Origin of the sequence: Pseudomonas sp. AM14(2022), assembly GCF_036346455.1 — a bacterium.
In the GTDB taxonomy this organism is placed as follows: domain Bacteria; phylum Pseudomonadota; class Gammaproteobacteria; order Pseudomonadales; family Pseudomonadaceae; genus Aquipseudomonas; species Aquipseudomonas putida_A.
This window is the reverse complement of record NZ_JAOTNY010000002.1, coordinates 188,780-215,600: the sequence shown is the minus strand read 5'-3', so window position 1 is coordinate 215,600 and position 26,821 is coordinate 188,780. Positions and strand designations below refer to the sequence as shown.

General features: G+C 56.0%; 29 protein-coding genes. 13 read left to right on the top strand and 16 right to left on the bottom strand.

What is annotated here, in order from left to right; genetic code table 11:
• Nucleotides 1–224: 224 nt before the first annotated feature.
• Together V3W27_RS04600 and V3W27_RS04595 are read left to right on the top strand one after the other, a co-directional pair.
• The gene (locus V3W27_RS04600; RefSeq protein WP_027612707.1) at nucleotides 225–1,055 is read left to right on the top strand and encodes an undecaprenyl-diphosphate phosphatase; all 831 of its coding nucleotides are present in this window, start codon (nucleotides 225–227) and stop codon (nucleotides 1,053–1,055) included.
• A complete protein-coding gene (locus V3W27_RS04595; protein WP_027612708.1) occupies nucleotides 1,052–1,480 on the top strand; it encodes a DUF1294 domain-containing protein in 429 nt (142 codons plus the stop codon). Before V3W27_RS04600 ends, V3W27_RS04595 begins: the two co-directional genes overlap by 4 nt.
• Nucleotides 1,481–1,611: 131 nt before the next feature.
• Here the strand turns inward: V3W27_RS04595 and V3W27_RS04590 are convergent, their stop codons facing one another.
• Nucleotides 1,612–1,971, bottom strand: a complete 360-nt coding sequence (locus tag V3W27_RS04590) for an MmcQ/YjbR family DNA-binding protein (protein WP_139053898.1) — start codon at nucleotides 1,969–1,971, stop codon at nucleotides 1,612–1,614.
• Complete coding sequence (locus V3W27_RS04585; RefSeq protein ID WP_007964611.1) at nucleotides 1,968–2,876, bottom strand: LysR substrate-binding domain-containing protein; 909 nt, start codon at nucleotides 2,874–2,876, stop codon at nucleotides 1,968–1,970. Before V3W27_RS04585 ends, V3W27_RS04590 begins: the two co-directional genes overlap by 4 nt.
• Before the next feature lie 125 nt (nucleotides 2,877–3,001).
• Here V3W27_RS04585 and V3W27_RS04580 point away from each other — a divergent pair, with 125 nt between their 5' ends.
• The gene (locus V3W27_RS04580) at nucleotides 3,002–3,613 is read left to right on the top strand and encodes an FMN-dependent NADH-azoreductase (protein WP_027612710.1); all 612 of its coding nucleotides are present in this window, start codon (nucleotides 3,002–3,004) and stop codon (nucleotides 3,611–3,613) included.
• A 238-nt stretch (nucleotides 3,614–3,851) separates the two neighbouring features.
• Nucleotides 3,852–4,889: an alpha/beta hydrolase family protein gene (locus V3W27_RS04575; protein ID WP_027612711.1), complete on the top strand. Its 1,038-nt coding sequence runs from the start codon at nucleotides 3,852–3,854 to the stop codon at nucleotides 4,887–4,889.
• Between the two features lie 122 nt (nucleotides 4,890–5,011).
• On the opposite strand, the gene V3W27_RS04570 is transcribed toward V3W27_RS04575, so the two are convergent.
• Both V3W27_RS04570 and V3W27_RS04565 read right to left on the bottom strand, forming a co-directional pair.
• Nucleotides 5,012–6,199, bottom strand: a complete 1,188-nt coding sequence (locus V3W27_RS04570) for an MFS transporter (protein WP_330206031.1) — start codon at nucleotides 6,197–6,199, stop codon at nucleotides 5,012–5,014.
• Nucleotides 6,200–6,463: 264 nt separating this feature from the next.
• Nucleotides 6,464–8,050, bottom strand: a complete 1,587-nt coding sequence (locus V3W27_RS04565; protein ID WP_183780025.1) for an ABC-F family ATPase — start codon at nucleotides 8,048–8,050, stop codon at nucleotides 6,464–6,466.
• 393 nt (nucleotides 8,051–8,443) lie between these two features.
• On the opposite strand from V3W27_RS04565, the gene V3W27_RS04560 reads away from it, so the two are divergent.
• Both V3W27_RS04560 and lpxO read left to right on the top strand, forming a co-directional pair.
• Nucleotides 8,444–8,911 carry an anti-virulence regulator CigR family protein gene (locus tag V3W27_RS04560; RefSeq protein WP_027612714.1) on the top strand — a complete coding sequence of 156 codons (468 nt, stop codon included), beginning with the start codon at nucleotides 8,444–8,446 and terminating at the stop codon, nucleotides 8,909–8,911.
• 447 nt (nucleotides 8,912–9,358) lie between these two features.
• Nucleotides 9,359–10,258, top strand: coding sequence for a lipid A hydroxylase LpxO (lpxO, locus tag V3W27_RS04555; RefSeq protein WP_027612715.1), 900 nt, complete (start codon nucleotides 9,359–9,361; stop codon nucleotides 10,256–10,258).
• A gap of 135 nt (nucleotides 10,259–10,393) precedes the next feature.
• Here lpxO and ku read toward each other — a convergent pair whose 3' ends face one another.
• Complete coding sequence (ku, locus tag V3W27_RS04550) at nucleotides 10,394–11,266, bottom strand: non-homologous end joining protein Ku (protein WP_134786487.1); 873 nt, start codon at nucleotides 11,264–11,266, stop codon at nucleotides 10,394–10,396.
• A 189-nt stretch (nucleotides 11,267–11,455) separates the two neighbouring features.
• Here ku and V3W27_RS04545 point away from each other — a divergent pair, with 189 nt between their 5' ends.
• Nucleotides 11,456–11,797 carry a hypothetical protein gene (locus tag V3W27_RS04545; protein ID WP_247267397.1) on the top strand — a complete coding sequence of 114 codons (342 nt, stop codon included), beginning with the start codon at nucleotides 11,456–11,458 and terminating at the stop codon, nucleotides 11,795–11,797.
• Nucleotides 11,798–11,849: 52 nt separating this feature from the next.
• Nucleotides 11,850–12,995 (top strand): PQQ-dependent sugar dehydrogenase, encoded by a 1,146-nt coding sequence (locus tag V3W27_RS04540; protein WP_330206030.1) that lies wholly within the window; start codon nucleotides 11,850–11,852, stop codon nucleotides 12,993–12,995.
• A gap of 130 nt (nucleotides 12,996–13,125) precedes the next feature.
• Here the strand turns inward: V3W27_RS04540 and rimI are convergent, their stop codons facing one another.
• Nucleotides 13,126–14,244 carry a ribosomal protein S18-alanine N-acetyltransferase gene (rimI, locus tag V3W27_RS04535; RefSeq protein ID WP_330206029.1) on the bottom strand — a complete coding sequence of 373 codons (1,119 nt, stop codon included), beginning with the start codon at nucleotides 14,242–14,244 and terminating at the stop codon, nucleotides 13,126–13,128.
• A gap of 92 nt (nucleotides 14,245–14,336) precedes the next feature.
• Here rimI and V3W27_RS04530 point away from each other — a divergent pair, with 92 nt between their 5' ends.
• Both V3W27_RS04530 and V3W27_RS04525 read left to right on the top strand, forming a co-directional pair.
• A complete protein-coding gene (locus V3W27_RS04530; protein WP_096796561.1) occupies nucleotides 14,337–15,911 on the top strand; it encodes a RimK family protein in 1,575 nt (524 codons plus the stop codon).
• Between the two features lie 7 nt (nucleotides 15,912–15,918).
• Nucleotides 15,919–16,842, top strand: a complete 924-nt coding sequence (locus tag V3W27_RS04525) for a magnesium transporter CorA family protein (protein WP_103367005.1) — start codon at nucleotides 15,919–15,921, stop codon at nucleotides 16,840–16,842.
• A 112-nt stretch (nucleotides 16,843–16,954) separates the two neighbouring features.
• Here the strand turns inward: V3W27_RS04525 and V3W27_RS04520 are convergent, their stop codons facing one another.
• A complete protein-coding gene (locus V3W27_RS04520; RefSeq protein ID WP_330206028.1) occupies nucleotides 16,955–17,290 on the bottom strand; it encodes a DUF2834 domain-containing protein in 336 nt (111 codons plus the stop codon).
• 251 nt (nucleotides 17,291–17,541) lie between these two features.
• On the opposite strand from V3W27_RS04520, the gene ilvA reads away from it, so the two are divergent.
• Nucleotides 17,542–18,558: a threonine ammonia-lyase, biosynthetic gene (gene ilvA / locus V3W27_RS04515; RefSeq protein WP_442962643.1), complete on the top strand. Its 1,017-nt coding sequence runs from the start codon at nucleotides 17,542–17,544 to the stop codon at nucleotides 18,556–18,558.
• A gap of 6 nt (nucleotides 18,559–18,564) precedes the next feature.
• Here the strand turns inward: ilvA and V3W27_RS04510 are convergent, their stop codons facing one another.
• Both V3W27_RS04510 and eco read right to left on the bottom strand, forming a co-directional pair.
• Nucleotides 18,565–18,870, bottom strand: a complete 306-nt coding sequence (locus tag V3W27_RS04510; RefSeq protein WP_003225174.1) for an NIPSNAP family protein — start codon at nucleotides 18,868–18,870, stop codon at nucleotides 18,565–18,567.
• A 22-nt stretch (nucleotides 18,871–18,892) separates the two neighbouring features.
• Nucleotides 18,893–19,378: a serine protease inhibitor ecotin gene (gene eco / locus V3W27_RS04505; protein ID WP_330206027.1), complete on the bottom strand. Its 486-nt coding sequence runs from the start codon at nucleotides 19,376–19,378 to the stop codon at nucleotides 18,893–18,895.
• A gap of 370 nt (nucleotides 19,379–19,748) precedes the next feature.
• Here eco and V3W27_RS04500 point away from each other — a divergent pair, with 370 nt between their 5' ends.
• A complete protein-coding gene (locus V3W27_RS04500) occupies nucleotides 19,749–20,018 on the top strand; it encodes a DUF1652 domain-containing protein (protein WP_007964586.1) in 270 nt (89 codons plus the stop codon).
• On the opposite strand, the gene V3W27_RS04495 is transcribed toward V3W27_RS04500, so the two are convergent.
• Entirely contained in the window at nucleotides 20,015–20,413 is a 399-nt protein-coding gene (locus V3W27_RS04495) for a hypothetical protein (RefSeq protein WP_330206026.1), read from the bottom strand. The two genes, V3W27_RS04500 and V3W27_RS04495, sit on opposite strands and share 4 nt — an antisense overlap.
• 90 nt (nucleotides 20,414–20,503) lie before the next feature.
• Nucleotides 20,504–20,773 (bottom strand): DUF2790 domain-containing protein, encoded by a 270-nt coding sequence (locus tag V3W27_RS04490; RefSeq protein WP_027612725.1) that lies wholly within the window; start codon nucleotides 20,771–20,773, stop codon nucleotides 20,504–20,506.
• A gap of 484 nt (nucleotides 20,774–21,257) precedes the next feature.
• Here V3W27_RS04490 and V3W27_RS04485 point away from each other — a divergent pair, with 484 nt between their 5' ends.
• Nucleotides 21,258–21,554: a hypothetical protein gene (locus V3W27_RS04485; protein ID WP_047597132.1), complete on the top strand. Its 297-nt coding sequence runs from the start codon at nucleotides 21,258–21,260 to the stop codon at nucleotides 21,552–21,554.
• Nucleotides 21,555–21,657: 103 nt separating this feature from the next.
• Here V3W27_RS04485 and V3W27_RS04480 read toward each other — a convergent pair whose 3' ends face one another.
• The 5 genes from V3W27_RS04480 to V3W27_RS04460 form a co-directional block, all read right to left on the bottom strand.
• A complete protein-coding gene (locus V3W27_RS04480; protein WP_330206025.1) occupies nucleotides 21,658–22,632 on the bottom strand; it encodes a tetratricopeptide repeat protein in 975 nt (324 codons plus the stop codon).
• 157 nt (nucleotides 22,633–22,789) lie between these two features.
• Nucleotides 22,790–23,818: a tetratricopeptide repeat protein gene (locus V3W27_RS04475; RefSeq protein ID WP_330206024.1), complete on the bottom strand. Its 1,029-nt coding sequence runs from the start codon at nucleotides 23,816–23,818 to the stop codon at nucleotides 22,790–22,792.
• Nucleotides 23,764–24,732, bottom strand: a complete 969-nt coding sequence (locus V3W27_RS04470) for a tetratricopeptide repeat protein (protein ID WP_330206023.1) — start codon at nucleotides 24,730–24,732, stop codon at nucleotides 23,764–23,766. Before V3W27_RS04470 ends, V3W27_RS04475 begins: the two co-directional genes overlap by 55 nt.
• 5 nt (nucleotides 24,733–24,737) lie before the next feature.
• A complete protein-coding gene (locus tag V3W27_RS04465) occupies nucleotides 24,738–25,724 on the bottom strand; it encodes a tetratricopeptide repeat protein (protein ID WP_330206022.1) in 987 nt (328 codons plus the stop codon).
• Between the two features lie 116 nt (nucleotides 25,725–25,840).
• Nucleotides 25,841–26,815, bottom strand: coding sequence for a tetratricopeptide repeat protein (locus V3W27_RS04460; RefSeq protein ID WP_183779994.1), 975 nt, complete (start codon nucleotides 26,813–26,815; stop codon nucleotides 25,841–25,843).
• Between the last annotated feature and the right edge of the window lie 6 nt (nucleotides 26,816–26,821).

Sequence of the window (26,821 nt, the reverse complement as noted above, 5' to 3'; positions counted from 1 at the left end):
ACCCAAGTCGAATAACGCCGCAGCACTATTAAGGCTTGTCTGTTAGGATTTCGGCCCCGCGCGTGAAAACCTGAATCCAAATTGATATTTCACGGAATTTTGACCGTTTCGTGTGGATGCTGTGTGCGCGGAATCGGTACAGCTACAAACAGCTACGCTGATCGCAGTGAACGTAAAAAAATACTATCGGGGCATGCCTTTGTGCATCGCTCTTTGGGGGACTGATGGATCTTTGGACCGCCTTGCAGGCACTGATTCTTGGAGTTGTAGAGGGGCTGACGGAGTTTTTGCCCATTTCCAGTACCGGACACCAGATCATTGTTGCCGACTTGCTCGACTTCGGCGGCGAACGGGCCATGGCGTTCAACATCATTATTCAGCTCGGCGCGATCCTCGCGGTGGTCTGGGAGTTTCGTCGCAAGATTCTCGACGTGGTGATCGGCTTGCCGACCCAGCCGAGTGCGCGGCGTTTTACCGCCAACCTGCTGATCGCGTTTCTGCCGGCGGTGGTGCTGGGGGTGATTTTTGCCGACCTGATTCACCAATACCTGTTCAATCCGATCACCGTCGCGACCGCGCTGGTGGTGGGCGGTGTGATCATGCTGTGGGCCGAGCGTCGGCAACATGAAGTGCACGCCGAAACCGTGGACGAGATCACCTGGAAGGACGCGCTGAAAGTCGGTTTCGCGCAGTGTCTGGCGATGATCCCCGGTACCTCGCGTTCGGGCTCGACGATCATCGGCGGCCTGCTGTTTGGCCTGTCGCGCAAGACTGCGACCGAGTTCTCGTTCTTCCTGGCGATGCCAACCATGGTCGGTGCGGCGGTGTACTCCGGTTACAAGTATCGCCATCTGTTCGTGCCGGCAGACTTTCCGGTGTTCGCCATCGGCTTCATCACCGCGTTCATCTTCGCCATGATCGCCGTGCGCGGTCTGCTCAAGTTCATCGCCAGCCACAGTTACGCGGCATTCGCCTGGTACCGGATTGTTTTCGGTCTGGTGATTCTGGCGACCTGGCAGTTCGGCTGGGTCGACTGGTCGGCGGCCAAGCCATGAGTGATTCCCGCGCGCGCCGCCCGGACGGACGCCCGTCCGGTGGCGGCATTCAGCATCTGAAATTGAAACTGGCGGTGCTGCTGATCGTCTGCGCGCTGCCGCTGTTCGGCTCGCTGTCGATGTGGCTGCGCGGCATCTCGCTGGTGCCGTTGACCGCTTATGGCGTGGTCAGCGTGCTGGCGTTTTTCATGTACTGGGCAGACAAGCGCAAGGCCCGCGCCGATGCGTGGCGCACACCGGAGAACATCCTGCACGCGCTGGAACTGGCTGGCGGCTGGCCCGGCGCGCTGATCGCCCAACAGGTATTCCGGCACAAGACGCGCAAGGTGTCGTTTCAGATTCTGTTCTGGGTGATTGTGGCGCTGCATCAGGTGTTCTGGATCGATCAGTTGTTTCTCGGTTCGAACCTGCTTTCACATATTTAAGCTTCACACATGACCCATGTGGGAGCGGGCTTGCTCGCGAAAGCGGTGTGCCAATGGACGAATATGTTGTCTGACACACCGCTTTCGCGAGCAAGCCCGCTCCCACCAAAATCAAAATCAAAATCAAAAAGCTAGAGCAACAATCCGATTTGGGTTTTTTTGGGCAATTTGCCTACCACCAATTGATGCGAACGCGTCAGTAATCCCTGCAGTTCCTCGGCACCCAGCGGGTAGGGCGGGTGCATGATGATCCACTGCGCCCGCGCCAGATAAGGCGCAGGGTGAATACCCGGGCGGTCGCAATGGCCGAGAAACAGGTCCTTGTCGACCTTGAACGCCAATGAATCCCCGCGCAGCCCTTGCAGGGCAAACATCTTGTTGCCGGCAATCGAGAACACCCGCACGCCGCCCCATTTGTAATCCTCCCGCGCACCCGGCAAGGCCAGGCAGAAGGCGGCGACATCCGCTTCGTTCATCTTTCCCTGTTTCATAACAACCGCTCCCCGCACGCATTGAACGATTCGACCAGATGATCGATCCATGCCCGCACCGCCGGCATCACCCCGCGTCGATGCGGATACACCGCCTGCAACCAGCCGCCGGGCAACGACCACTCGGGCAGCAATTGCACCAGCGCGCCGCTCTCAAGGTCGGCTTCGCAATACATCATCGGCAGCAGGGTAAAACCCTGGCCGGCGAGCACACAGGCCTTGCGCACGATGAAGTCATCGATGCCCAGCCGCGCCTCCATGTTCAGTTCGACGCTGTTGCCTTGCTCATCCAGCAAGCGCACATGCACCATGCGATCGGCCTCCAGCGCGCCGAGCACCGGCAGGTTCTTCAAGTCCTGCGGATGAGTGATGGTTTTGCCCTCGACAAAAGCCGGGCTGGCCACCACGACCATTTGTGCCTGGCGCAGACGCCGGGTGACCAGCAACGGATCTTCATCGCCCAACTCGCGCACACGCAACGCAACGTCGAAACCTTCGGCCACCAGATCCACCCGGCGATTGAGCAACACCACCTCCAGTTGCACCTGAGGGAATTTGCCGAGGAATTCGCTGATCACCCACGGCAACATTTCTCGCGCCAGACCGGTAGGACAGGATACGCGCAGGCGGCCACGTGGCTCGCTGGACATGCTGGCGACCGCTTCGTCGGCCATCTCCGCTTCCAGCAACATCGCCTGACAGTGACGCAAGTAGCGCTCGCCAACCGCGGTCAGGTTCAACTGGCGCGTGGTGCGTTGCAGCAGACGGGCGCCGAGGCGCTCTTCGAGTTCGGCGATGCGTCGTGACAGGCGGGACTTGGGAATGCCTAGCAAACGCCCGGCTGCGGCGAAGCCACCGGCCTCGACCACCTTGGCGAAATAGTAGAGATCATTGAGATCCTGCATGAAAAGTCCACCGTTCTATCAGTGGGACGAACTATCGCATTGTCGGCGGCTAATCAGCTATTGGTTTCTTCCGTAGGATTGTCTCCATTCCGTCGCCGCCGGCGATTCTTTACAGGAGATTCCACATGAAACTGCTGCACATCGATTCGAGCATTCTGGGCGACAACTCCGCTTCCCGTCAGTTGAGCAGCCAAGTCGTCAAAGCCTGGCAAGCCGCCGAGCCAACCGCCGTGGTCACCTACCGTGACCTGGCCGCCGACGCCATCAGTCACTTCTCGTCGACCACCCTGGTGGCTGCCGGTACCACCGCTGAACTGCGCGACGCCGCACAACAGCACGAAGCCGAACTGAGCGCTTCGACCCTGGCCGAATTCATCGCTGCCGACGCCATCGTCATTGCCGCGCCGATGTACAACTTCACCGTGCCGACCCAGCTCAAGGCCTGGATCGACCGCGTCGCCGTTGCCGGCCAGACTTTCCGTTACACCGAAGCCGGCCCTGAAGGCCTGTGCGGTGGCAAGAAAGTGGTTATCGTCTCTACCTCCGGCGGCATCCATGCCGGTCAGGCGAGCGGCATCGCTCACGAGGAATATCTGAAGCTGGTACTGGGCTTCCTCGGCATCACCGACATCGAAATCGTCCGTGCCGAAGGTCTGGCCTACGGTGATGAAGTGCGCAACAACGCGATGAGCGCTGCTCAGGCGAAGATCAGCGAGCAGTTGTTTGCCGCCGCGTAAGCATTGCGTAAAGACCAGCTGCCGTTCAGGTAGCGCCTCAAAAAACTCTGTATTCTGGTTCTGCAAGGGCCAGATGCGGAGTTTTTTGTTTCTGACTGTTGCATAATCTGGCCCGGGTTATGCAGTCAAACGATCAACGTCTGAGTGCACCGCTGCGCCGGATCTCCGAACCTCGGGGTTTGGGGCGTGTCGGAACACAAAGGATCTTTCGATTGAGTAACACAGGGTGGGCCATCCCATGATGCGTCTTTGTGCAACGTTACTGATTTGCCTGCTCGGCAGCCTCGGTTCAGTGCATGCCGCGCCCGGGCGACACCCTGTCTGGAGTGTCGGTTACCACGAAATGACCTTCCTCGATCCGCTGGATCTGCAACCGATGCGCGCCATCGCCTTCTATCCCTCCAGCGACCGCGAACATAGCAGCCTGCTTGAGGGTTACACCGTCGAGGCTGGCGCTGACACCAAGGTGGCCATCGGTCGTTTTCCGATGCTGATGCTGTCTCACGGCAACACCGGCACGCCGCTGGCACTGCATGACCTCGCCACCTCGCTGGCACGCAAGGGCTTTGTGGTGGTCGCGGTGATTCATCCCGGCGACAACTCCAAAGACCACAGCCGCCTCGGCACCCTGAGCAATCTGTATGGGCGGCCGATCCAGATTTCCGAAGCGATCACCGCGACCCTCGGCGACCCGATGCTCTCGCCGTTCGTCAACGCCGATCAGGTCGGGGTGATTGGTTATTCGGCCGGTGGCGAAACCGCGTTGATTCTCTCCGGCGCGCAGCCGGATCTGGATCGTCTGCGCCGCTACTGCCAGGAACGCCCGGACGACCATGATGCCTGCAACACCCAAGGTGAGCTGATCGTCGATCGCGATGACTTGCAGCCAGTGGCCGATTCGCGCGTGCATGCCTTGCTGCTGATGGCGCCGCTGAGCCTGAAATTCGGCCGTAGCACCCTGGCGGACGTGCATGTGCCGGTGCTGCTGTACAGCGGCGATGGCGACAAACTGGTGGCCTTCGACAAAAACGCCGCGGCTCTGGCGCGCAAACTGCCGACCGCGCCGGACTTCAAGTTATTGGCCGGGGCAGGGCACTTCGTATTCATGGCGCCGTGCAACGAAGAGCAGATCCGCGCCATGCCGGCGCTGTGCACCGACGCTGATGGCGTGGATCGCGAAGATATTCACCGCAACCTGATTTCCGAGGCCGGGCAGTTCTTCTCGCGCACGCTGGGCAAGCCGAGCCGGGCGGGGATGCAGACCGCGGATCAATAAACGACTCAATCCCCCTGTGGGAGCGGGCTTGCTCGCGAATGCGATAGATCAGTCACTCTATATTTTGACTGACCCACCGCCTTCGCGAGCAAGCCCGCTCCCACAGTGATTGGTACGAAATTTCAGGATGTCGAGTGGCGCTTGAGTACCAAGGTCAACCCCAGCCCGATCACTGACAACAGCGCCGCACTGAAGAAAATCCACGCATACCCCAGATTCAACGCCACCGCGCCCATCAATGGCCCGGCAATCGCCAGCGCCAGATCAAAGAACACCGCGTAAGCCCCCAACCCCGAGCCACGGCTGGAACTGGGCACCTGCTTGATCGCCTCGACCCCCAGCGCCGGATACACCAGCGACAAGCCAAATCCCGCCAGTCCCGCGCCGATCGAAGCGAACGCGATAGAGGGCGCCAGCCACAACAACACCAGGCCGACGGTCTCGATGCTCATGCAGGCGATCGCCGAATTGAAACCGCCAAAACGGCTGATCGCCGAAATGAACAGCAGCCGCGACACGATGAAACACACGCCGAACACCGTCAGGCAATACGCCGCGCCGCTCCAGCCTCGGTTGAGGTAATAAAGGGTGATGAAGGTGGTCAGCGTGCCGTAACCGATCGACGCTAGACTCAAACTGGCCCCATACGGTGCAATCCGCCCGAACACCGCCCAAAAAGGCAGCCGTTCGCCGCGTACCACCGGCACCGAAGGCTTATTGCGGATCAACACCAGGGCGCCCGCGGCCAATATCGACAGAGCGATGCCCAGGCTGGCAAAGCCGTAGTCGGCGACCATCACCACGCCCAGTGGCGCGCCAATCGCTATTGCGCCATAGGAGGCAATGCCGTTCCAGCCGATCGACCTCGCCGTGTGTTCGACACCGACCTGGCCCATGCACCAACTGATGGTACCGACGCCGATCAAGCCTTGTGCGACGCCGAGCAGCAGCCGACCGATGATCAGAATGATCAGGCTCGGCATCGGGAAGTCCTGCAACAGCGTTGAGATCAGCGTCAGCAGCCCGCTGAGCACAATCCCCGACAAGCCAAAAACAATCGCCCGTTTGGTGCCCAGCGTATCCGACATGCGTCCGGCCATCGGCCGACTGAGCAGGGTGGCCAGATACTGCGAGCCGATGACCAGCCCGGCAATAATGGCGCTGAAACCCAGCTGCTCATGCACATAACCGGGCAGCACCGCGATCGGCAGGCCGATGCACAGGAAGGCGACAAAGGTGTAGAACACGATGGAGACGATCTGCAGGGTGATCGCCAGGGAGCTTTGCGGAGGCGGTTGCTGCGCAGACATGTGGACTCGTTCGCGGGCGGCGGTGGGAGAGTCGGCATCATGGCTTGGCGTTGAAATAAAAGGAAGCAGGCTAACTATTTTTCCTGGCTATTCCGATTGTTGCCGATGGCCTCATCGCGAGCAGGCTCACTCCCACAGGGGGCTGTATTCCAAAATGTGGGAGCGGGCTTGCTCGCGAAGGCAGCCGCACCAACATAGTTTCGCCCCTGAAATGCAAAAAGCCCTGTCACAAGGACAGGGCTAATTCTTCAAACCTGCAGCGATTTAGAACACCACACCCTGACTACGCAGGTAGTCATCGTAAGTGCCGCTGAAGTCAGTCACGCCGTTGGCGCTCAGCTCGATGATGCGTGTCGCCAGGGACGATACGAACTCACGGTCGTGGCTGACAAAGATCAGCGTGCCCGGGTAGTTTTCCAGCGCCAGGTTCAGCGCCTCGATCGATTCCATGTCCAAGTGGTTGGTCGGTTCGTCCATGATCAGCACGTTCGGCTTTTGCAGGATCAGCTTGCCGAACAGCATGCGACCTTGCTCACCACCGGAAATCACTTTGACCGACTTGAGGATCTCGTCGTTGGAGAACAGCATGCGGCCCAGAGTGCCGCGAATCATCTGCTCGCCCTGAGTCCACTGACCCATCCAGTCGAACAGCGTCACGTCGTCTTCGAAGTCGTGCGCATGGTCCTGAGCGTAGTAGCCCAGTTCCGCGGCGTCGGTCCACTTGACGCTACCGGCATCCGGGGTCAGTTCGTTGACCAGGGTACGCAGCAGGGTGGTTTTGCCGATACCGTTCGGGCCGATGATCGCTACGCGCTCGCCGGCTTCAACCTGGAAGCTGAAGTCTTTGAACAGTGGCTTGCCGTCGAAGCCTTTGGCCATTTTTTCGACCATGACCGCCTGACGGTGCAGCTTTTTGTTCTGCTCGAAGCGGATGAACGGGCTGACGCGGCTGGACGGCTTGACCTCGGCCAGCTGGATCTTGTCGATCGCCTTGGCGCGGGAAGTGGCCTGTTTGGCTTTCGAGGCGTTGGCCGAGAAGCGGCTGACGAACGATTGCAGCTCGGAAATCTGCGCTTTCTTCTTGGCGTTTTCCGACAGCAGTTGCTCGCGGGACTGGGTCGCCACGGTCATGTACTCGTCGTAGTTGCCCGGGAACAGGCGCAGCTCGCCGTAATCCAGGTCAGCCATGTGCGTGCACACGCTGTTCAGAAAGTGACGGTCGTGAGAGATGATGATCATCAGGCTGTTACGCTGGGTCAGAACGTTTTCCAGCCAGCGAATGGTGTTGATGTCCAGGTGGTTGGTCGGTTCGTCGAGCAACAGCACTTCCGGATCGGAGAACAGCGCCTGCGCCAGCAATACGCGCAGTTTCCAGCCTGGCGAGACTTCGCTCATCGGGCCGAAATGCTGTTCCAGCGGAATACCCAGACCCAGCAGCAGTTCACCGGCGCGGGATTCGGCGGTGTAGCCGTCCATCTCGGCGAACTCGGTTTCCAGCTCGGCCACGGCCATGCCGTCTTCTTCGCTCATTTCCGCCAGCGAGTAGATGCGATCGCGCTCGGCCTTGACCTTCCACAGCTCTTCGTGACCCATGATCACAGTATCGATCACGGTGAATTCTTCGTAGGCGAACTGGTCCTGGCGCAATTTACCCAGACGCACGTTCGGCTCGAGCATGACCTGACCGCCGGACGGATCGAGGTCGCCGCCGAGGATTTTCATGAAGGTCGACTTGCCGCAACCGTTGGCGCCGATCAGGCCGTAGCGGTTACCCGCGCCGAATTTGACCGAAACGTTTTCGAAGAGCGGCTTGGCGCCGAACTGCATCGTGATGTTAGCTGTGGAGATCAATTGCTTTACCTATCAATGGGTTGCGAGCCGCACATTTGGCGCATGGGCCATTTCTGGGGCATTTTGGAGCTTTTTCTTCCCGACCCGATCAGTGCTGGCGGTAAGCCGGCAGGCGTGGGGCGAGAGCAGCATCTGGACGCGGTGTCCAGGCTGTTGGGCAATAAAGGCGGGATTCATGCCAGACATTGCGCGCATTGTCGCATAAGTCATGCGGCAGTTGTATGGCAGACGCTAATGAACCTGAAGGCTGTTGCGTAACGGTGTTCCTTGCCGCGCAAGGCTGAGGTCGGCCCGGACTGCTGGCTTGTCCCGCGCTTGGAGCAATCCAGGGAGCAACCAAAACCAGCAACATCGTCTACATTTCAAACAGGAATTTCTCATGAGAGGACGGTCATGTTTAAAACACGATTACTTGTTGCGTCTGTTACTTGTCTGGCCTTGGCGGTGAGTTCTGTAACGGCACTGGCCGATCCGGGAAATGGTAATGGTAATGGCAAAGGGAACGGCAAGGGCGGCTCCCAGAACAGTCAGGGTCACGGCAATCAGGGTGGCAAAAACAAAGGATCCAACTCGGGCAACCGGGATTATGCACCGGTGATCGATCGAAACGGTGTGCTGGGTGTGCTCCACGGCTACAGAGACTACTGGAGCCCCGGTCCGGCGTTGCCTCCCGGCATTCAGAAAAATCTGGCGCGCGGCAAGCCGTTGCCGCCGGGTATCGCCAAAAAACTGGATGGGCGACTGGCGGGGCGCCTGCCTCATTACGACGGATATGAGTGGCAGCAGGCGGGCACCGATTTGATCTTGGTGGCGATTGCGAGCGGGCTTATTTACGAAGTGCTGAATGGCGCTTTCGATTAATCGGTTGCCGGTTCTAAGGCAGCATCTCCAGCAAAGTCCGCGCCGAAGGTCAGGTAACGGATCATGACGGCGGGGCCCTTAGGCAGCATGGCGTCCATGGTCAACCTATCGGACTCGACCACAATATCGTCCGTGGGCACGGCATAGCGACCTCGGTCGAAGCGTATTCCAACCTTTGTTTTTGTTCTGCGTCAGCACTCCTGCACCTGCACGAGCGTATTGTCGCGCCTGCCGTTTGGCAGATTCTGCGGACAGTTTTTAACAGATCAGGTTCACCATTGGTTACAAAGTATGGCTAAAATGCCATCCGATTACCCAATAGCCGCTAACGGCATGGGCTCAAGGAAGTGCCACCGGGATAGTATCTGTATTCATGCCACTGCATAGACCCTGGGCCTCCGGCCGGCAGGCGCGCAGTTTGTTCACTTTTGACGTGTGACGATTTCCGTGAAACTCATCATTGCCGCTATTTATGTCATTTCGATTGCATACGTTCACCTTCGTGGCCGTGTGCGTCACAAACTGGGCCGTCAACTGAGCGATCACTCGACGTTTCTGGCCCCGATCAACTGCTTCCTTTACCTGTTTTCGAAGAAGCCGAACAAACCGTATCTCGATCCGTCCGAGTTTCCGGACCTGAGCCCGTTGCAGGCGCATTGGGAAGAAATTCGCCAGGAAGGGCAGGATTTGCTGCGCGCCGGTGAGATCAAGCGCTCGAATCAGTACGATGACGTCGGTTTCAATTCGTTCTTCAAAAGTGGATGGAAGCGTTTCTACTTGAAATGGTACGGCGAGAGCCATCCGTCGGCGATGAAGCTGTGCCCACGCACCACTGAGCTGGTGCAGAGCATCGGCTCGATCAAGGCGGCGATGTTCGCCGAGCTGCCACCGGGTTCGAAACTGGTTCGCCACCGTGACCCGTATGCCGGTTCGTACCGCTACCACCTGGGTCTCGATACGCCGAATGATGCCGGTTGCTACATCAATGTCGACGGCGAGAGCTACCACTGGCGCGACGGTGAAGCGGTGATGTTTGATGAGACTTACATCCACTACGCCGAAAACACCACCGACAAAAACCGCATCATCCTGTTCTGCGACATCGAGCGCCCGATGAAATATCGCTGGGCGGCAGCGTTCAACAGCTGGTTCAGCCGTACCGTGATGTCCGCGGCCGGTGCGCCGAATGACGCCGGTGACCGCACCGGTGGGATCAATCGCCTGTTTACCAAAATCTACAAGGTTCGCCTGCGTGGTAAAGAGCTGAAAAAACGTAATCGCGCGCGCTATTACATGGAAAAGTGGGCGATCTTTGGCGGTTTGCTGGCGATCTTCATTTTGATCTGACTGCTGTACCGCGCCTGTTTATGTCATCGCCAGCAGGCTGACTCCTACAGTGGAATTCTAACTGTGTGGAGCTACCTGCTGGCGATGAGTCTCTCAAAACCAACCTGTCAGCTTCCTGACAGGAACCGCATCTGACTACGCCCCCGAAGCCTTTTTAGTCTTTCTCGCCGGGGCTGCCTTACTGGCAGGCTTTTCTTTTGCCTTCGCTTTGGCCGGCGCTTTACCGCCCAGGCTGCGTTTAAGCAACTCGGTCAAGTCGATAACATCCGCAGACTTGCGCTCCTCCTCGCCACCCACGGTCTCGACATCCTCGATCTTGCCTTCGTGGGCCTTTTTCTCGACCAGGGCCATGATCTTGTCTTCAAACTCGTCCTTGTAGTCCTCCGGGCTCCAGTCGCCGCTCATGTCCTGCACCAGACGTTTAGCCATGTCCAACTCGCCCTTGGCCAGTTGCGGTTTGGTCACTTCGCTGCCCAGCTCCAGCTCATCAAGGCCGCGGACTTCCTGCGGCCAGCGCAGTTTGACCAGCACCAATGCCGATTCCAGTGGCATCAGTGCCGCCAGATATTGCCGAGTGTGCAGGACGACGCGGGCGAGGGCGACCTTGTTGGTTTTGCTCAATGTTTCGCGCAGCAGGGCGTAGACCTTGCCGCCGCGCTTGTCAGGTGCGAGATAGTAGGGTGTGTCGATGTTCTGCAGCGGGATCTGCTCGGCATCGACGAAGGAGAAAATGTCGATGGTCTGCGTCGACACCGGGTGCGCCGAGCGGATCTCTTCCTCGCTGAGCACCACGTAGCGACCTTTTTCATAGGCCACACCTTTGACGATGTGCTCCTTGGTGACTTCCTTGCCGGTGACCTTGTTCACCCGTTTGTAGCCCACCGGATCCATGCTGCGGCTGTCGAGCCAGTCAAAGTCCACGCCGTGCGAAGAGGTTGCCGACACCAGCGCGACAGGGATGTGTACCAGTCCGAAACTGATCGCGCCTTTCCAGATTGCCCGAGCCATGGTGAGTTCTCCAAGTGATGATCAGGTGACCTGTGGCGCAGTGCGAAAGTTTCCGGCATTTGCGTGGCGCGCGGCGTTGCCGGTCAAGCCGTGTTACATCTTGTTTAAGGGCTACGGGTTAACAAATCCGAACCCGGGGCGTAGCGTGGACTCGAAGGCTCTATCACCTGTGCACCGCGAGGCCACCCCATGAACCGAATACTGCCAGGCATTATCGTTCTGCTCCTTGGGGCAGGTCTGGCGCATGCCGACGTCGCGGCACCGTCCGCGCCGCTGGTGCTGGCGCAAAGTCCCACCGGCACCAACAACAATCCCTACAACAGCCCGATCCGCCGGGCCAATCCCAACAGCATGCAGGGCACGCAGCCCAGCGCGCCGGCGATTCGCGGGCCGAATACCGTGCCGGCGCCCAGTACGCCCACCGTTGGTAACGGCGGGATTGGCAATGGTCAGCAGCAACGCTCGGTGCCGAGTACGCCGCCCAAATTCATCCCCAACCCACCGCCACGCGATGGAGACAGCAACCGTTGAACGGCGGGACTGCGTCCCTGTCAGCCTTTGAAATGAACAAAAGGAATCGTGCATGTTGCGTAAAACCCTTCTAGCCACGCTGTGCGCCAGCGCGCTGATCAGCGCTCCAGCTTTCGCCGCTGCTCCACAAGAGTTGCAAAGCGAGCAGGGCACCCTTGAAGTCACCACGGTCACCCAAGGCCTCCAGCACCCTTGGGCGCTGGCGTTTCTGCCGGATCGTCAGGGAATGCTGGTGACCGAGCGTCCGGGCAACCTGCGGGTGATTACAGCCGACGGCAAGCGTTCCGAGCCCATCAGTGGCGTGCCGAAGGTCTGGGCCAAGGGCCAGGGCGGTTTGCTCGACGTGGTGCTGTCGCCGGACTTCAAACAGGATCGACTGGTGTACCTGTCCTACGCCGAGGGCGGTGGTGCCGGGGACAAGGCCGGTACGGCGGTGGGGCGTGGGCGGCTGTCGGATGACCTGATGACGATCAGCGATTTCAAGGTGATCTTCCGTCAGGAGCCGAAACTCTCGACCGGCAACCACTTCGGCTCACGACTGGTGTTCGACCGCGACGGTTATCTGTTCATCACCCTGGGCGAAAACAACGACCGACCGACCGCGCAGGATCTCGACAAGCTGCAGGGCAAGGTCGTGCGGATCTTCCCCGACGGCAAGGTGCCGGATGACAACCCGTTCGTGGGCCAGTCCGGCGTGCGTCCGGAAATCTGGTCCTACGGCCAGCGCAACCCGCAGGGCGCGGCGCTCAATCCGTGGAATGGCACTATCTGGGAAAACGAACACGGCCCCCGTGGCGGCGATGAGGTGAACATCATTGAGCGCGGCAAGAACTACGGTTGGCCGCTGGCGACCCACGGCATCAACTATTCGCTGCAACCGATCCCGGAAGCCAAGGGCAAGAGTGTCGAGGGTGCGGTTGATCCGCACCATGTCTGGGAGAAGTCCCCCGGTGTCAGCGGGATGGCGTTCTATGACGCTGACCGCTTCAAGCCTTGGCAGCAGAACCTGTTTATCGGCGCGCTGGTCAGTCAGGAGCTGATTCGTTTGCAGTTTGACGGGGACAAAGTGGTGCACGAGGAGCGGCTGCTGGGTGAGCTGAAACAGCGGATTCGTGATGTGCGGCAGGGGCCGGATGGGTATCTGTATGTACTGACGGATGATGAAGAGGGTTCGTTATACAAGGTCGGCCTGAAGTAACCTCACTTCAAATTTTCACAGATGTCCTGTGGCGAGGGAACTTGCTCCCGTTGGGTTGCGCAGCAGCCCCAAAATCTTGTGAGCGCTACGCACTCATGCGGAAGCAAGCTCCCTCGCCACAAAAAAGTCTCTAGAGCGTAACGATAGTTGGCGTAGCGCGAGCATACAAAACCACCGCCGCCCGCAATTTGCCACGCCCAAACCGGCTCATCTTTTCAAACTCGCCATGGCTGACCGGCACATGCTGGCAGTCCATCGGCTGACGATGCTGGCTATGGTCGACATCCGGATCATGCAGGTACACAAAGTCTTCATCGCAGTCGGTCACCATGACCCAGTGCGGTGACTTGGAACGGGTCAGGCGATAGCTGCTGATCAGCACCAGAGGCTGTCCGCCAGCCTGTAACAACTTCGGCAAATCCAGGTGGGTGCCAATCTGCCGATCGATGTCGGTTTCGTGCATTTGCGCAGTGAACTCATCGTGCACCAGGCGCATGACGTCTTTTTTATGCTCATCGCGCACGCCATCGAGAAACAACGGTCCGGCCATACTCAGTTGTAGACGCACCCGAAACCCCCGTCGCCAGGCCGCCAGTGCCAAGCCCTGGGGGCTGCAACCACCATGGCCGGAGGTCATGAACACCGTGGTCGCTTCACGCCAGATCTGCAATTCCTCACGCCGCTCCAGCAAGCGCTCAGGTTGCAGCGCGCCCATGGCCATCAGCAGGCAAGCCGGGCCACAGGTAAAATCAGTGGTTTGCGGGTAATAGGGCACCTTGATGTTGCGCGAATCACGATGCTGAACAATGCGCTTTTCCAGGCGCAGCGCATCGGCGTGGTCCTCGTAGTAATCGTGAATCAACGCAAAGCGTCGGTAGCCGTTGCGCTCGTAAAGCGCGATGGCGGTGGAGTTGTCGATACGCACTTCTAGGCGCAGGTATGCGCAGTCATGCTCGACGGCGCAGGCCTCGATACGTTGCAGCAACTGTTTGCCCAAACCGCTGCCGCGAGCCTCGCCAGCAATGGCGATCGAGTACAGGCGCGCCAGCGAGGTGCCGCGATGAAACAGCACCAGTGCGTAGCCGAGCAATCGACCGTCGATCTCGGCGACCATTAACTGCGCATGGGCGCGGGTGATCATCCATTGAAAGCTGCGGCTGGTGAGCCGGTCGGTGGTGAAACATTGCATTTCCAGGGCCAGCAGCGCCGGCAGATCTTCAACTACCGCCAAACGAAAAACAGCATTCATATGACCACCGTAAAAGTTGCGTAACGAAACGGGACTTTCGAAAAACTTCGTGCTTAATAGAAATGGTCTTGTTCTCCAACGGATCAATCTCTATGTCAGCGGTACAGGGTCATTGGCGCGAAGTATCCGAGCAAAGTTTGCCGGCGGCAACTTTTTTAAATCCAGCCATCAGAACTTCCAGTCAAGTGTTGATTATCGTCGAACGCAAGGAAGACTGGGCCTCGTACTTTCCCAGCGAGGACATCGTCACGGCTCAGGAATACCTTGAGCAAACCCGTGACAGCGAGCCGGGCAAGCGGGTGCAGGTGATCAATCTGTGCCGCAGCTACAAGTACCTCGGGCACGGTTACTACTGCTCGCTGTTGGCTGAAGCCCGTGGCCACAAGGTGATTCCATCGGTGCGCACCATCAGCGAGCTGACGAAGAAATCACTTTACGGTCTGGCACTGGACGATCTCGATAAAACCCTGGAAAAGGCCCTCAGTCATCATCTCTACAGCGATACCGAAGGTTTTACTCTGACACTTTACTTCGGCAAGACGCATATCGAGCCGCTGCAGGATCTGGCTCGACAGTTGTTTGAAGTGTTCCCGTGTCCGATCCTGTTAGTTGAGTTTCGTCGAACTAACGGTTGGCACATCGAAGGCATAAAGTCCGGCGCTCTGCACAAGTTGCGTGATGACCAGGAAGATCAGTTCGCCAATGCGCTGGACGGCTTCAGCCGTAAAGTCTGGCGGGCGCCACGCTCGCCACAAGTGGCGCGTTACGACCTGGCGATCCTGCACGATCCGCAGGAAGCCTTGCCGCCATCCAACGCCAAGGCGCTGGAAAACTTCGTGCGGGTCGGCAAACGCATGGGCATCGACGTCGAACTGATCGAGCGCAGGGATTATGCGCGGATCGCCGAGTACGACGGCTTGCTGATCCGCGAGACCACCAGCGTCGACAACCACACCTATCGCTTTGCAAAAAAAGCCGAAAGCGAAGGGCTGGTGGTCATGGATGATCCGACGTCGATCCTGCGCTGCACCAACAAGGTCTACCTGACCGACCTGCTCAACAGCCATCAACTGGGCATGCCCGCCACGGAAATTCTCTACAAGGAACGACCGGAAGACTTCGAGCGGGTCGGCGAACGCCTCGGTTTTCCGCTGGTGCTGAAGATCCCCGATGGCTGTTTTTCTCGCGGAGTGATCAAGGTCGAAAGCCAGCAGGCATTGCTCGAAGCCACCGCCGAACTGTTCGAGCACTCGGTGTTGCTGCTGGCTCAGGAGTTTTTCTATACCGAGTACGACTGGCGCATCGGCGTGCTCAACCGTAAACCGATCTTCGCCTGCCAATACTTCATGTCCAAGGGCCATTGGCAAATCTACAACCACAAAGCCAAGGGACAGGACATCAACGGCGAGTGTCGCACCCTGGCCGTGCACGAGGCGCCGCGAGCGGTGGTAGAACTGGCGGTCAAGACCGCCAACCTGATCGGCGATGGCCTCTACGGCGTGGACCTGAAACAGGCCGGCGACAAAGTGGTAGTAATCGAGGTCAACGACAACCCCAACCTCGATGCCGGTATCGAAGACGCCTACTTGCAGGACGATCTGTATTCACTGGTGCTGGAAGAGTTCGTGCGACGGCTGGAGCTCAAACGTCGCGGCCAGGCCTGGTGACGCGCCGATGATCAGCAGTTTCGCATTGAGTCATGGCGCGCTTCAGCGGGTCGAGCGGCTGGACGCCGAGGTGATGCTGTTCAGCAATCCCGATGCTGCCGAGCGCGATTTGCTGCACAGCCACTACAAGGTCGACGAACACGCGCTGGCCTCGGCGCTGGACCCGGACGAAGTCTCGCGAATCGAGTTTCACCCTGATCATTTGTTCCTGATCTGGAAACGCCCGGAAAACTATTCCGGCGGTGGCAGCCTGGCGTTTGAAGTGTCGTCCTGTGGCCTGCTGTTTGCGCCCGGCCAATTGTTGGTGATCGCCACCGACGACACGCCGCTGCACGGCATCGGCACACGCCAACCGCTCAATGCACCGCTGGATGTGTTGCTCGATCTGCTGTTCAACAACATCCACCATTACCTTGGCCACCTCAAGGTGATCAAACTGGTTGCGCGCGAGCTGCAACAGAAGTTCAACGCCTCAATGCAGAACCAGCATCTAGTGCAGATGTTTAATCTCAGCGAAAGCCTGATCTATTACATCAATGCCCTGCACAGCAACGGCGCGGTGCTGACGCGGCTGCGCAATCACGCGGAAAAGCAGCATTTCGGCAGTGAGGCGATCGGGCTGATCGACGACTTGATCATCGAAAACAACCAGTGCTACAAGCAGGCGGAGATCTACTCCACGGTGTTCTCGGGGCTGATCGATGCGCGCGGCAACTTGATGAACAACAGCATGAACAACCTGCTGCGTAAGTTGACGTTGATCAACGTGGTGTTTCTGCCGTTGAACCTGATTGCGAGCATTGGCGGGATGTCGGAATTCAGCATGATGACGGCGGGCACGCCGTGGTGGATTTCATACCCGCTGTTTCTGCTGGTGATGTTGTTGGGGGCGGGGGGGATGTTGTTTGGGTTGCGGCGGCTGGCCAAATAATCAATGGTGACTTTGCCGACGCCATCGCGAGCAGGCTCACTCCTACAATTTGATTCTCTGTAGGAGTGAGCCTGCTCGCGATGGCGTATTCAGCAACAACGGAAAACCCGGATCAGCTCACCGGGTCCGCCGCCGCGACCTTCCGGCGCTCCCGAACCCCACGCACCACCAGATACAACAACGGCCCAATCGACACAAATACCGCCGTCAGCAACAGATACGGCACCACCGACCAGACCGACATCCCTCGCGAGCGGGCATCCTTGACCATCCACACCCCGGCCAGCGTCGCCAGCAGATACAGATCAATCACCACCTGCGCCGTGTCCGGACGCGACATCAGGCTGATACCGAAGTCGATCAACGACTGTTCGGCCTGGAGCATCACCGACACGGTGTAGCCAGTAAACGCAATCAAAACAGTGAGGGGCAGGGCGACAGACATCATGCATTCCTTCCTTGGGTGATGAGCAGAATCGCCAGCCTACCTTCGCATCCGCAAATAAGCCATTGACTCGCTGGCCGCCGCCGGGCTAATTTCAGGCCCATGACTTCCACCGTATTGCGCTGCCAGCCAAGCATTATTACCGCCATTCCTCATTTGGCGGGCTAGCTCACGACTGCAGCACCCAACCCGCCCTAGAGGCGGGTTTTCATTTTCTGTCTCCGGGGTTCTGATCAAAACGTCAGGAGACGACCATGTCGTACAGCCCCGTCCAACAAGTCCTGCTTGAGCAGTACGTGAAAAAGATCCTTGCCGCGCCGGTCTACGACATTGCTGTGCGCACGCCGTTGCAAGCGGCGCCGGCGCTGTCCGAGGCGCTGGGCAACCGGATCCTGCTCAAGCGCGAAGACCTGCAACCGACGTTCTCCTTCAAGATCCGTGGCGCCTACAACAAGCTGGTGCAATTGAGCGATGCGCAGAAAGCACGCGGGGTGATCACCGCTTCGGCGGGCAATCATGCGCAGGGCGTAGCGCTGGCGGCGCGGGAGCTGGGGATCGCGGCGACCATCGTCATGCCCTCGACCACCCCCGAACTCAAGGTGCTTGGGGTGCGAAGTCGGGGCGCCGAGGCGCTGCTGCACGGCGAGAGTTTTCCGTTTGCCCTGGCTCATGCGCTGCAACTGGCCGAGCAGACCGGGCGCACCTTTGTCTCTCCATTCGACGACCCGGACGTGATCGCCGGCCAAGGCACGGTGGCCATGGAAATCCTCCGTCAGCATCAGGGGCCGCTGGATGCGATCTTCGTTCCGGTCGGTGGGGGCGGGCTGATCGCCGGCATCGCGGCGTACGTCAAATACCTGCGACCGGAGGTACGGATCATCGGTGTCGAATCGGAGCATTCGGCCTGCCTGAAGGCGGCGCTGCAGGCGGATGCGCGCGTTGTGTTGCCCAGTGTCGGAACGTTCGCCGATGGCGTGGCGGTGGCGCAGATCGGCGCTTATGGTTTTGAGGTGTGCCGGTTCTGCGTGGACGAGGTGGTCACCGTCAGCAATGACGAGTTGTGCGCGGCGATCAAGAATATCTACGACGATACCCGCTCGATCACCGAGCCTTCCGGGGCATTGGCGGTGGCCGGCATCAAGCAATACGTGGCGCGCAGCGGTGTTCGCGGGCAGACCTTCGTCGCGATCGACTCCGGCGCCAACATCAACTTCGACAGCTTGCGCCATGTCGCCGAGCGCGCCGCGGTGTGCGGCGGCGTCCCGGCGTGATAACGCTCAGGGCAGCAGAGGGCGCAGGAAACTGCGCTCGTAGCTGACGATGAATTTCTTCTGCACCAGTGATTCCACCAGCGCCGTGCTTTCCGGGTCGGTCAGCGCGATGTGCCGGTAGCTTTCGTAATCGGCCAGCGAGGGAAAGCTGAACAGGCAATAAGCGATGTTGCTCGCGCCCTCGGAGGGCAGGAAATAGCCGTGATGCGTGCCGCCCAAGCGCTCGACGATGCCCAGCCAGGCCTTGGCGTAGGCCTCGAATTCGGTCAGTTGGTACGGATCGATCACGTATCGCACATGGCAGGTAATCACGGTTGGTGCTCCCTGTTTCAGATCATTCCACGATGGCGGTGCCGACCTTGTCCGAAGCCGACCAGATGCGATAGCGCACCTCGACATCTTTCGGGGCGTAGATCACCAGTGGCAGCTTGCTGTTGTAGCGCAGCATGAAGCCGTCACCGACAACCGGGACAAAGGCGCGTTTCTTCGCGGTGCCGGGTGGGCAGGCCATCAGCGTGCTCATCGGGCCAATGACTTTTTCCAGGCGGTAGAACGGATAGCCCCAGCCTTCGAGGTTTTTCTCGTCCAGAGCGCCGCCCAGGCGCTGGCGATTGCAGTCGACTTCCAGGGTTTTGCCGGCGAGCACTTCAACCTGAAAGTTCTCTTCCTGATCCTGTTTGGGCAGATAGATGACTTGGCGGGTGAAGCCGTTTTCCGCCTTGGGATACGGCGCAACGTCTTCGAGTTTGGCCGCGTGGGCGAGGGTGGACAGGCCGGCAACGAGCAGACCGATTGTCGCGCGAGCGCGTAAAGAACCCATGAAAGCCTCCTGGCGGGTGTAGGGTGGATGTCGGGCATTCTCACTGTCATCAGCCATGAATGCAAACCGGTGTCGACTTGCAAATTGCAGTGCTCAGGAGGGTCGATCTTGCATTTTGCAACTGGCCAACTGCTGGCCACCGCGCCAAGTGCTTGATTTCATGAGGGTCGAAATGACCCGATGAAAGGCACGTTTTATGCGTCGCTTTGGTGCAGCGCACCGGCTTCGGGCGCCTACACTCCAATGGGCATTTCGCAGTACAACCGTTTGCCGCACCAGGGAATCAGCGGGGACACACCCGTGCAGGGGCAGCAAAAGTGGTCAACGTGAAGAGTTGATTGGCAGTTTCATCAATAAGGAGAGGTTCACCATGTTTCTGTCTGCCTTGGAACTACGCAATATCATTGAAAGCAGTTTTTTGCCTAAACGCTGCCAGTGCACGCTGTCGCCAGACCTGTCGATGACCGTCAAGGTTTTCGGTGACCACCAGACTGACCAGGTTGATCTGCACGTCAGTGGTATCGACGCCAGCCATCTCAATGGCTGTCGCGAGATCAATGAACTGATTGCCGGCCTTCGTTCGGATCTGGCGCAACAAACCACACCACAGCATTACAGTCCTCGCTCCAGAGCGCTTTAACTCACCGTTTCACCCAGTTCGACCGTCACGCGCCGGGCCTGCACAAAGCCAAGGCCCAGCGCGAACTCGACCAGCACTGCGAGCAGAATCCCGGGGCCGGTGTGGCCGTTCAGCCATTCGCCAAAACCCAGTACCGCCAGACCAAAACAACCGACGATAAACCCGTTGCTCAGGGCATTGCGACCCAGCGACGGCGGCGCGCTGCGCACCAGATAAAACATCACCCCCAACGCCGCAAACAGCACCGCACTGCGCCGTGCAACAAAACCGGCAGCGAACGAATACTCAATGCTCCAGATCGCCAGCAACACCTGCGGGAAAAAGCCCCAAGCCAGCGCCAGCACGAAACACAACAAAGATGTGATGATCGACAACGTGCGAAACGACAACTGCATGGCGAGTCCTTGCGGCAGTGAGAAGTGATCCCGAGCATAACCCTCGAGCCCTTCACCGCCTACCGCAAAGCCGCAAATCAGAGCCTTCTGTCAGTTCTGGAAGCTGCAGGCGTCAGACATTTTCCGGTAGGTGATTTCCGCCGGCTTGCCTGCATTGTCGATGTACTTCATGTCAGCGGTGATGACCTTGCACTGCTGAGTCTGTGGCTCGGTCAGCGAGATCACTTTGTTCACATGCAACGGCATGCCGTACTGGTAAGGAACGGGCTGGGTAGCAGCGTTGGTGTCATTGGCCTGAGCCAGCCCGGCGAATGCGCTGCAGGCGAGGGCGGAGGTGAGCAATAGCGTGCGAATGTTCATGAATCGGACTCCCGTGCGACGGAATAAGCGTTCGGCGCCATACAGCCGAACCTGCCGCACTCGGCGCCAGCCAGGGGCTGAGGTGTGCGGTTCAGTACAGTCTTGGACTGCGGCGTTAAGTGATGGTTAACCTGGCTGAACGCCGGCTGTCTGGCAGAGGGATGATTTCTCGGGAATGCGGTGCCGATTCCTACAAGGGGTGATGCCTTGTCTGCTTTCGGCGCTTGGAGCGGGGCGGTTATGGTTTGGCGTCGCTGCAAAATCAGCGGCTCGGGTTTGGTCACCTGAAAATACTCACACATGTGTGCCATCATTCGCACCGCGGACATCTATGTCTTCGTAGTGCATTGCTGTGGCGGCTGTGTGCAGGACGCCTTCGGGCGAGCTGATTGGGTATTCAGTTGACCAAACTTGCATACAGTCCGCCTCCCATCGTTTGGTCACGGTGTCGGCGGGTTACCTTACCCAGCAAGAGATAACTCTGATGCCGATATTAAATCCGTTACCCAATCGTTATCACCCTCTAAACAGCGGCGTCACCGACAGCGCGCCAATGGTCATCGACACCCAGGCCAACCCCCAAGACATCCTCGAGTCCGCCGTCCAGCGCATCCGCGCCTGCAGCGACCTGCTCGAAACCCTGCACTGCATGTGCTTCCGCCATGGCGATGTTCAGGACATTCCACACATTACCCATGCGCTGTACCTGCTGGCGCAGGACGGCAATGATTTGCTGCAGGTGGCACAGCAGCAGATGCTGGATTGGAAGGCGCCGGTTTGATGCCTTGAATGAGAACGGGAGTAGGATCGCGTTGGACGAATCTCACGCTATCTACTCCTCCCGTTTGTATGATTCTCGTGCCCTTGTATTCGTATAAAACAAGCTAACGGCTTAGCTTGTCAGGGAAGAAGGACAGGGGAGGGTGGATGGATATCCATTTTTTTGATTGCTCTTTAGCTTCTAATATTTGCGAAGGGGTCAACTTGGAAGCAATGAGGGGAAGCTTGTATTTAACATTTTCCTGCATTCCGCCCCCGCCATCCAAGCTACTTAGAGAAAAAATAAGCGAGTATCCCTTTACAGGATCATACGGAAAGCCATAGGTGTCGGGCTCGTGAGCCAAGTATGAACCGTATCCATATACGGACTCTACGTAGCCTGATACTGCGGCTTGCTCATTCCAATGTCGGAAGCCTTCAATATCTCCTTTCTCAAAAAGAAGAGCAGCCAACTCCATCATTGATCTAGGGTTGCCGCCTTCAGCTGAAAGTTTGTACCATTTTTCAACTGCCTCACTTCGCTTCCATGGTAGCAAAAATCCCTCACCTTGCTTAAGTGAAGTGGCAAGCCAGTATTGTGCAAGAGCATTTCCTGAAGTTGCAGATCGTTCTAGCCAAGTATCATCTAGAGTGATTTCATACATTATGTACATCGCTTCTGCGTCGCCAGCATTTGCTTTTTGTTGGGCTAATTGTTTTGCTTGGTTTAACCACTCTATTACCGGCTTCTGCGAAGGAGAGCAGTCGTTAGAGATTTCGCACATGTCATGCTCAATACGGCCCAATTGGATCATGGCATAAAGATCGTTCTGACCTGCTGACGCTTCATACCATTTCTTTGCTTCCTTATTCATGTAATGATTTTTCTGACGAAGAGCCTCACCTAAATAATATTGAGCTTCGTGGTCGCCCGCTTCTGCAGCGGTTGTTAAGAACGGGATTGCTGAGGTGGCTTTGTATTGATTGTATAGATTTATGCCTTGTTGTTTTGCGGAGATTTGGTTCGGCGTTATCTGGGTGTTTGCGTGACAGCCAAGTGGCAGCAGTAATAATAAAGTGAAAATTATTCTGGTTGTCATGAGTATTCTGCGTGATATTTTATTTTGCTCCTTCAGATTCCCGGGTCGGAACTGTATGGGTTGCTAAAAGGAGGTAATAAAAATGATTGTAAGTTGGCAGGAAATGCAGGCGGCCTACAATCCATAAATATTTCGAGAAGTCTATAAATAATCTGAATTAATTGCCAAGCTTGTCTGGAAAAAAAGAAAGTGGTGGATGAGTGGCTTTCCAGTCTTTTGCCACTTCTAGTGACTTTTCAGTTTGTTCTGATGTCATTTTTTCGCGTATTTCCTCACTTTTTCTCTCAACATATCTCCCGATTCCGCCACTGTCCTCAAGCTCCTTAAGAAGCGTGAATAGCGCATAACCTTTGACCAAGTCTAGTGGGTAGCCTATTTTGTCTGGTGTATGCGCTATGTAGGCGCCGTAATTGCTTATGGCGGCTTGATCGCCAGTCGCTGCTGCAGTTTCAAGCCAGTGGCGCATGCCTACGACATCTCCTTCTTCAAATAAAATTTGTAGATAATCCATCATTGCTTTTGGGTGTCCGCCCTCAGAAGAAAGTAGTAGCCATTTTTTGATAGAGGCCTCGCGTTTTCCAGGAATCAAGAAAAAACCTTCACCTTGGCGTTCGCTTACAGCCATCCAATATTGTGCAGTCGGATATCCCGCATTTGCGGATTTTTCTAGCCACTCACGATTAAGAGTGATCTCATACATCAGATACAGGGATTCAGGATCACCTTTTTGTGCTTTTGGCAAAACTAGCTCATTAGCTAGTTCAAACCATTCTGCTTGTGTTTTTTTTGATGGTGAGCAGTCGCGTATTTCTTGGCAGGGTTCACTTTTGAATCGTCCCAGTTGGATTATTGCATATACATTGTTATTTTCTGCTGCGGACTCATACCAGTGAAGTGCCTCTGGAGTCATGTAGCCATTACGTTTTCGAATAGCCTCACCCAAGTAATATTGCGAGGTTGTATTTCCAGATTTTGCTTCTTTTTCTAATGCGGGAAAAGCTGCGTCGATTTTTAGTTGGTTATATAGGACTACGCCCGGCGAGACTACTTGTTCTTGCTGTTTTAATGGGGTGGCTTTACAGATGGTAAAAAGTGAAGCAGCTAATAGAAATGTTAACGCTTTCATCAAAATCAGCGACTTAGTTTGTCTGGAAAAAACGAAAGTGGCGGATGAGATTTCTTCCATTGAATGGCAAAGTTTTCCGCTTCTTTTATTTGCTGAGAGGTCATTTTTTCTGCGATTTCCGGAAGAACTTCCTCGACGTAGACCTGCACGTTGCCCCCGCCATCAAGATCTTTTAAAAGCGAAGTGATAGCGTAACCTTTAACCAAGTCTAGTTCGAAGCCAAATCGTTCGGGAGCATGCGCTAAATAAGCACCGTAACTGCTCACGCCGCTTTTGTATCCTTTCTCAGCCGCTACTTTTATCCAATGCCGAGCAACTTTAAGATCACCTTCATTCTCATAAAGGTAAGCGGCATACTCCATCATGGCTCGAGGATTTCCTCCTTCTGCGGATGCTTTAAACCAACTTCCCACTGCCTCCTTACGTTTCCAGGGAAGTAAGAAGCCCTCACCTTGCTTGTCACCAATTGCCATCCAGAATTGTGCATCTGGATTGCCGGCATTTGCAGACTTTTCTAACCAATCACGATTCAATGTAATTTCATACATTACGTACATGGCCTCCGCGTCACCTTTTTCTGCCAAAGGTTCCGCAAGCGCACGAGCATTTTTCAGCCAGTCGACAGGAGGTTTACCGGAATCAGGGCAATTACTCATTACTTTGCAAAGATCGTTGCCACTCCGCCCCAACTGAATCATGGCATATAAATTTTCTTGCGCAGCAGCGGCCTCATACCATTCTTTAGCTTCTGAAGTCATGTAGCGATTGCGCTTTCGAAGAGCCTCTCCTAAATAGTATTGTGATTCCGAGATTCCCGACTGTGCTTCTTTTTTTAGTTCAGCTATAGCAGAGTCTATTTTTAGCTGGTTGTATAAAGTTATTCCCTTGCTAAATCCGTTTTCTTGTGCTGCGACTGCGCACGTTTCGGTGAGCGCAGAAATAACTATCGCTAAGATCCGAAAATATACGCTCACTAAAATTAATATCCTAGCTTGTCAGGGTAGAACGAGAGAGGCGGGTGGTTGGCCTTCCACGTTTTTGCGAGGTCTTTCGTTATTTCTATTTGTGCTTTTGACATGTTTTTTTCTATATCGGGGAAGGTGTCATTGACGTCTCGTATTACATTGCCTCCGCCATTAAGTTCCAGCAGGTTTGACAGTAAAGCATGTGATTTTATCGGGTCGAATACGAAGCCGTATTTTGAGTTCTCTTCGCCTATGTAGGATGCATATCCAAATACACCTTCTACGAAGCTCGACTCAGCTGCTTTTTCGTTCCAGCTTCTGAACGAGGCTAAATCTTTTTTTTCGATCATGATCGCGGCTAACCCCATCATCGCAGGTGGGTAACCATTTTCCGCAGAGGCCTTCATCCATCGTTCGATAGCTTGGTTGCGCCTAGAGGGTAGTAAAAATGAACCACTTCCTTCCTGGTATTTAGTCGCCAGACGGAACTGTGCAAATGCGAATCCGTTCTCTGCTGATTTCTCCAACCAGTCATCGTTCCCTGTCATTTCATATAACAGGTACATTGATTCGCTATCTCCCTGCGTTGATCGTTGAGTTGCAAGGCTTTTAGCTTTGATTACCCAACTGCTAGGAGATTCTTCACCCGGTGGACAGTTTTTCATGGTTGAACACAAGTCGTCTCCAATTCTCCCGAGGCGAATCATAGAGTAGATATTCCCCTTTCTTGCGGAACTTTCATATGCTTTTTTAGCTTCCGGAGTCATGAAGCGGTTGTTTTTTCTTAATGCCTCACCCAGATAATAAAGTGCTTCATCATCACCGCCTTCGGCCGCTATTTTGAGTGGTTCGATTGCAGAAATAGCCTTGTATTGATTGTAAAGTTCAATACCTTTTTTTTTGGCTTCTTCTTGCTGCTGGGTGAGAGCGGCATTCGCAGTGTTGCAGAGCAATATGAAGAAAATACAAAGAGAGGTGTTGAATAATTTTATAAATTTCAATTTGGTTTGCTCGCTGGAGCTGAGTATCTTGCTGACGATTTTGGTATGTAGCTGTTTTCGTGCTTACACAGTATTTTTCTAAAATGCGTTCCTTTGGCGCAATAAAGACTTTTTTGTCAAAATCCATATTTTCCGGGATAAAAGGATAGAGGTGGATGTGTGCTTTTCCACTGCTGAGCGAATACCTTGGCTTCTATTAGCTGCTCAGCACTCATTTTTTCAGCAATTTCCGGCAGAACTTCATCTACGTAAGGCTGTATGTTTCCACCGCCATCGAGTTCCTTCAGTAACGATGTCAGTGCGTAGCCTTTTACTAGGTCAAGCGGGAAGTCATATAAAGAAGGGGCATGAGCAAGATAAGCTCCGTAGCTACTAACGCCAGACTCATACCCCGTTTTTGCCGCCTCTTCTATCCAATGTCGGGCTACCCCGATATCGCCGCCGTTTTCATAAAGAAATGCGGAGTATTCAAGCATTCCTGCGGGAAAACCATTTTCAGCTGATGCTTTTAACCAACGTCCGACTTCTTCCGTTCGTTTCCAAGGCAGAAAAAATTTTTCACCTTCTTTGTAGCGATTTGCCAAAAGCCACTGCCCTCTGGCGAAGTTAGCTGTTGCGGATTTTTCCAGCCACTCTAATTTCCCAGAAGACAGATATTTAATATACATCGCCTCACCGTCACCATCGTCTGACTTTCGTACGGTCTCTTTATTTAATAATTCTAACCAGTCGGCGCGTTTTTTCGAGCCTTGAGGACAATTATTCATGACCTCGCATAAGTCATTGTTTGATGTCGCAAGTCTTAACATTGCGTACAAATCGCCTTGCAAAGCAGCAGATTCATACCATTTTTGAGCCTCGGAAGTAATGTATTGTTTTTGCTGTCGAAGTTCTTCCGCTAAATAATATTGCGCCTCGGCGTCTCCTGCTTCTGCAGCAATTTTTAATTCTGCGGCTGCGGGTTTGTATTGGTTATAAAGTACCAATCCTCTCTCTTTTGCCTCTTTTTGTGATGAAGAAAGATCGGCATGCACTTGGCTGCATAATGTCAGGGTAAATAATCCTGCGCACAATATGGATTTGATTGACATAAGTAA

Coding starts and splice junctions, on each gene's coding strand:
- V3W27_RS04520 (WP_330206028.1), bottom strand. CDS start 17,290: ATGATGTCTGTCGCCCTGCCCCTCACTGTTTTGATTGCGTTTACTGGC.
- V3W27_RS04530 (WP_096796561.1), top strand. CDS start 14,337: ATGTCAGCGGTACAGGGTCATTGGCGCGAAGTATCCGAGCAAAGTTTG.
- ilvA (WP_442962643.1), top strand. CDS start 17,542: ATGTCGTACAGCCCCGTCCAACAAGTCCTGCTTGAGCAGTACGTGAAA.
- V3W27_RS04595 (WP_027612708.1), top strand. CDS start 1,052: ATGAGTGATTCCCGCGCGCGCCGCCCGGACGGACGCCCGTCCGGTGGC.
- V3W27_RS04545 (WP_247267397.1), top strand. CDS start 11,456: ATGAACCGAATACTGCCAGGCATTATCGTTCTGCTCCTTGGGGCAGGT.
- V3W27_RS04485 (WP_047597132.1), top strand. CDS start 21,258: ATGCCGATATTAAATCCGTTACCCAATCGTTATCACCCTCTAAACAGC.
- ku (WP_134786487.1), bottom strand. CDS start 11,266: ATGGCTCGGGCAATCTGGAAAGGCGCGATCAGTTTCGGACTGGTACAC.
- V3W27_RS04460 (WP_183779994.1), bottom strand. CDS start 26,815: ATGTCAATCAAATCCATATTGTGCGCAGGATTATTTACCCTGACATTA.
- V3W27_RS04570 (WP_330206031.1), bottom strand. CDS start 6,199: ATGTCTGCGCAGCAACCGCCTCCGCAAAGCTCCCTGGCGATCACCCTG.
- V3W27_RS04600 (WP_027612707.1), top strand. CDS start 225: ATGGATCTTTGGACCGCCTTGCAGGCACTGATTCTTGGAGTTGTAGAG.
- V3W27_RS04480 (WP_330206025.1), bottom strand. CDS start 22,632: ATGACAACCAGAATAATTTTCACTTTATTATTACTGCTGCCACTTGGC.
- rimI (WP_330206029.1), bottom strand. CDS start 14,244: ATGAATGCTGTTTTTCGTTTGGCGGTAGTTGAAGATCTGCCGGCGCTG.
- V3W27_RS04585 (WP_007964611.1), bottom strand. CDS start 2,876: ATGCAGGATCTCAATGATCTCTACTATTTCGCCAAGGTGGTCGAGGCC.
- V3W27_RS04590 (WP_139053898.1), bottom strand. CDS start 1,971: ATGAAACAGGGAAAGATGAACGAAGCGGATGTCGCCGCCTTCTGCCTG.
- V3W27_RS04575 (WP_027612711.1), top strand. CDS start 3,852: ATGATGCGTCTTTGTGCAACGTTACTGATTTGCCTGCTCGGCAGCCTC.
- V3W27_RS04490 (WP_027612725.1), bottom strand. CDS start 20,773: ATGAACATTCGCACGCTATTGCTCACCTCCGCCCTCGCCTGCAGCGCA.
- V3W27_RS04580 (WP_027612710.1), top strand. CDS start 3,002: ATGAAACTGCTGCACATCGATTCGAGCATTCTGGGCGACAACTCCGCT.
- V3W27_RS04560 (WP_027612714.1), top strand. CDS start 8,444: ATGTTTAAAACACGATTACTTGTTGCGTCTGTTACTTGTCTGGCCTTG.
- V3W27_RS04525 (WP_103367005.1), top strand. CDS start 15,919: ATGATCAGCAGTTTCGCATTGAGTCATGGCGCGCTTCAGCGGGTCGAG.
- V3W27_RS04475 (WP_330206024.1), bottom strand. CDS start 23,818: ATGGAAGAAATCTCATCCGCCACTTTCGTTTTTTCCAGACAAACTAAG.
- V3W27_RS04500 (WP_007964586.1), top strand. CDS start 19,749: ATGTTTCTGTCTGCCTTGGAACTACGCAATATCATTGAAAGCAGTTTT.
- V3W27_RS04495 (WP_330206026.1), bottom strand. CDS start 20,413: ATGCAGTTGTCGTTTCGCACGTTGTCGATCATCACATCTTTGTTGTGT.
- V3W27_RS04540 (WP_330206030.1), top strand. CDS start 11,850: ATGTTGCGTAAAACCCTTCTAGCCACGCTGTGCGCCAGCGCGCTGATC.
- eco (WP_330206027.1), bottom strand. CDS start 19,378: ATGGGTTCTTTACGCGCTCGCGCGACAATCGGTCTGCTCGTTGCCGGC.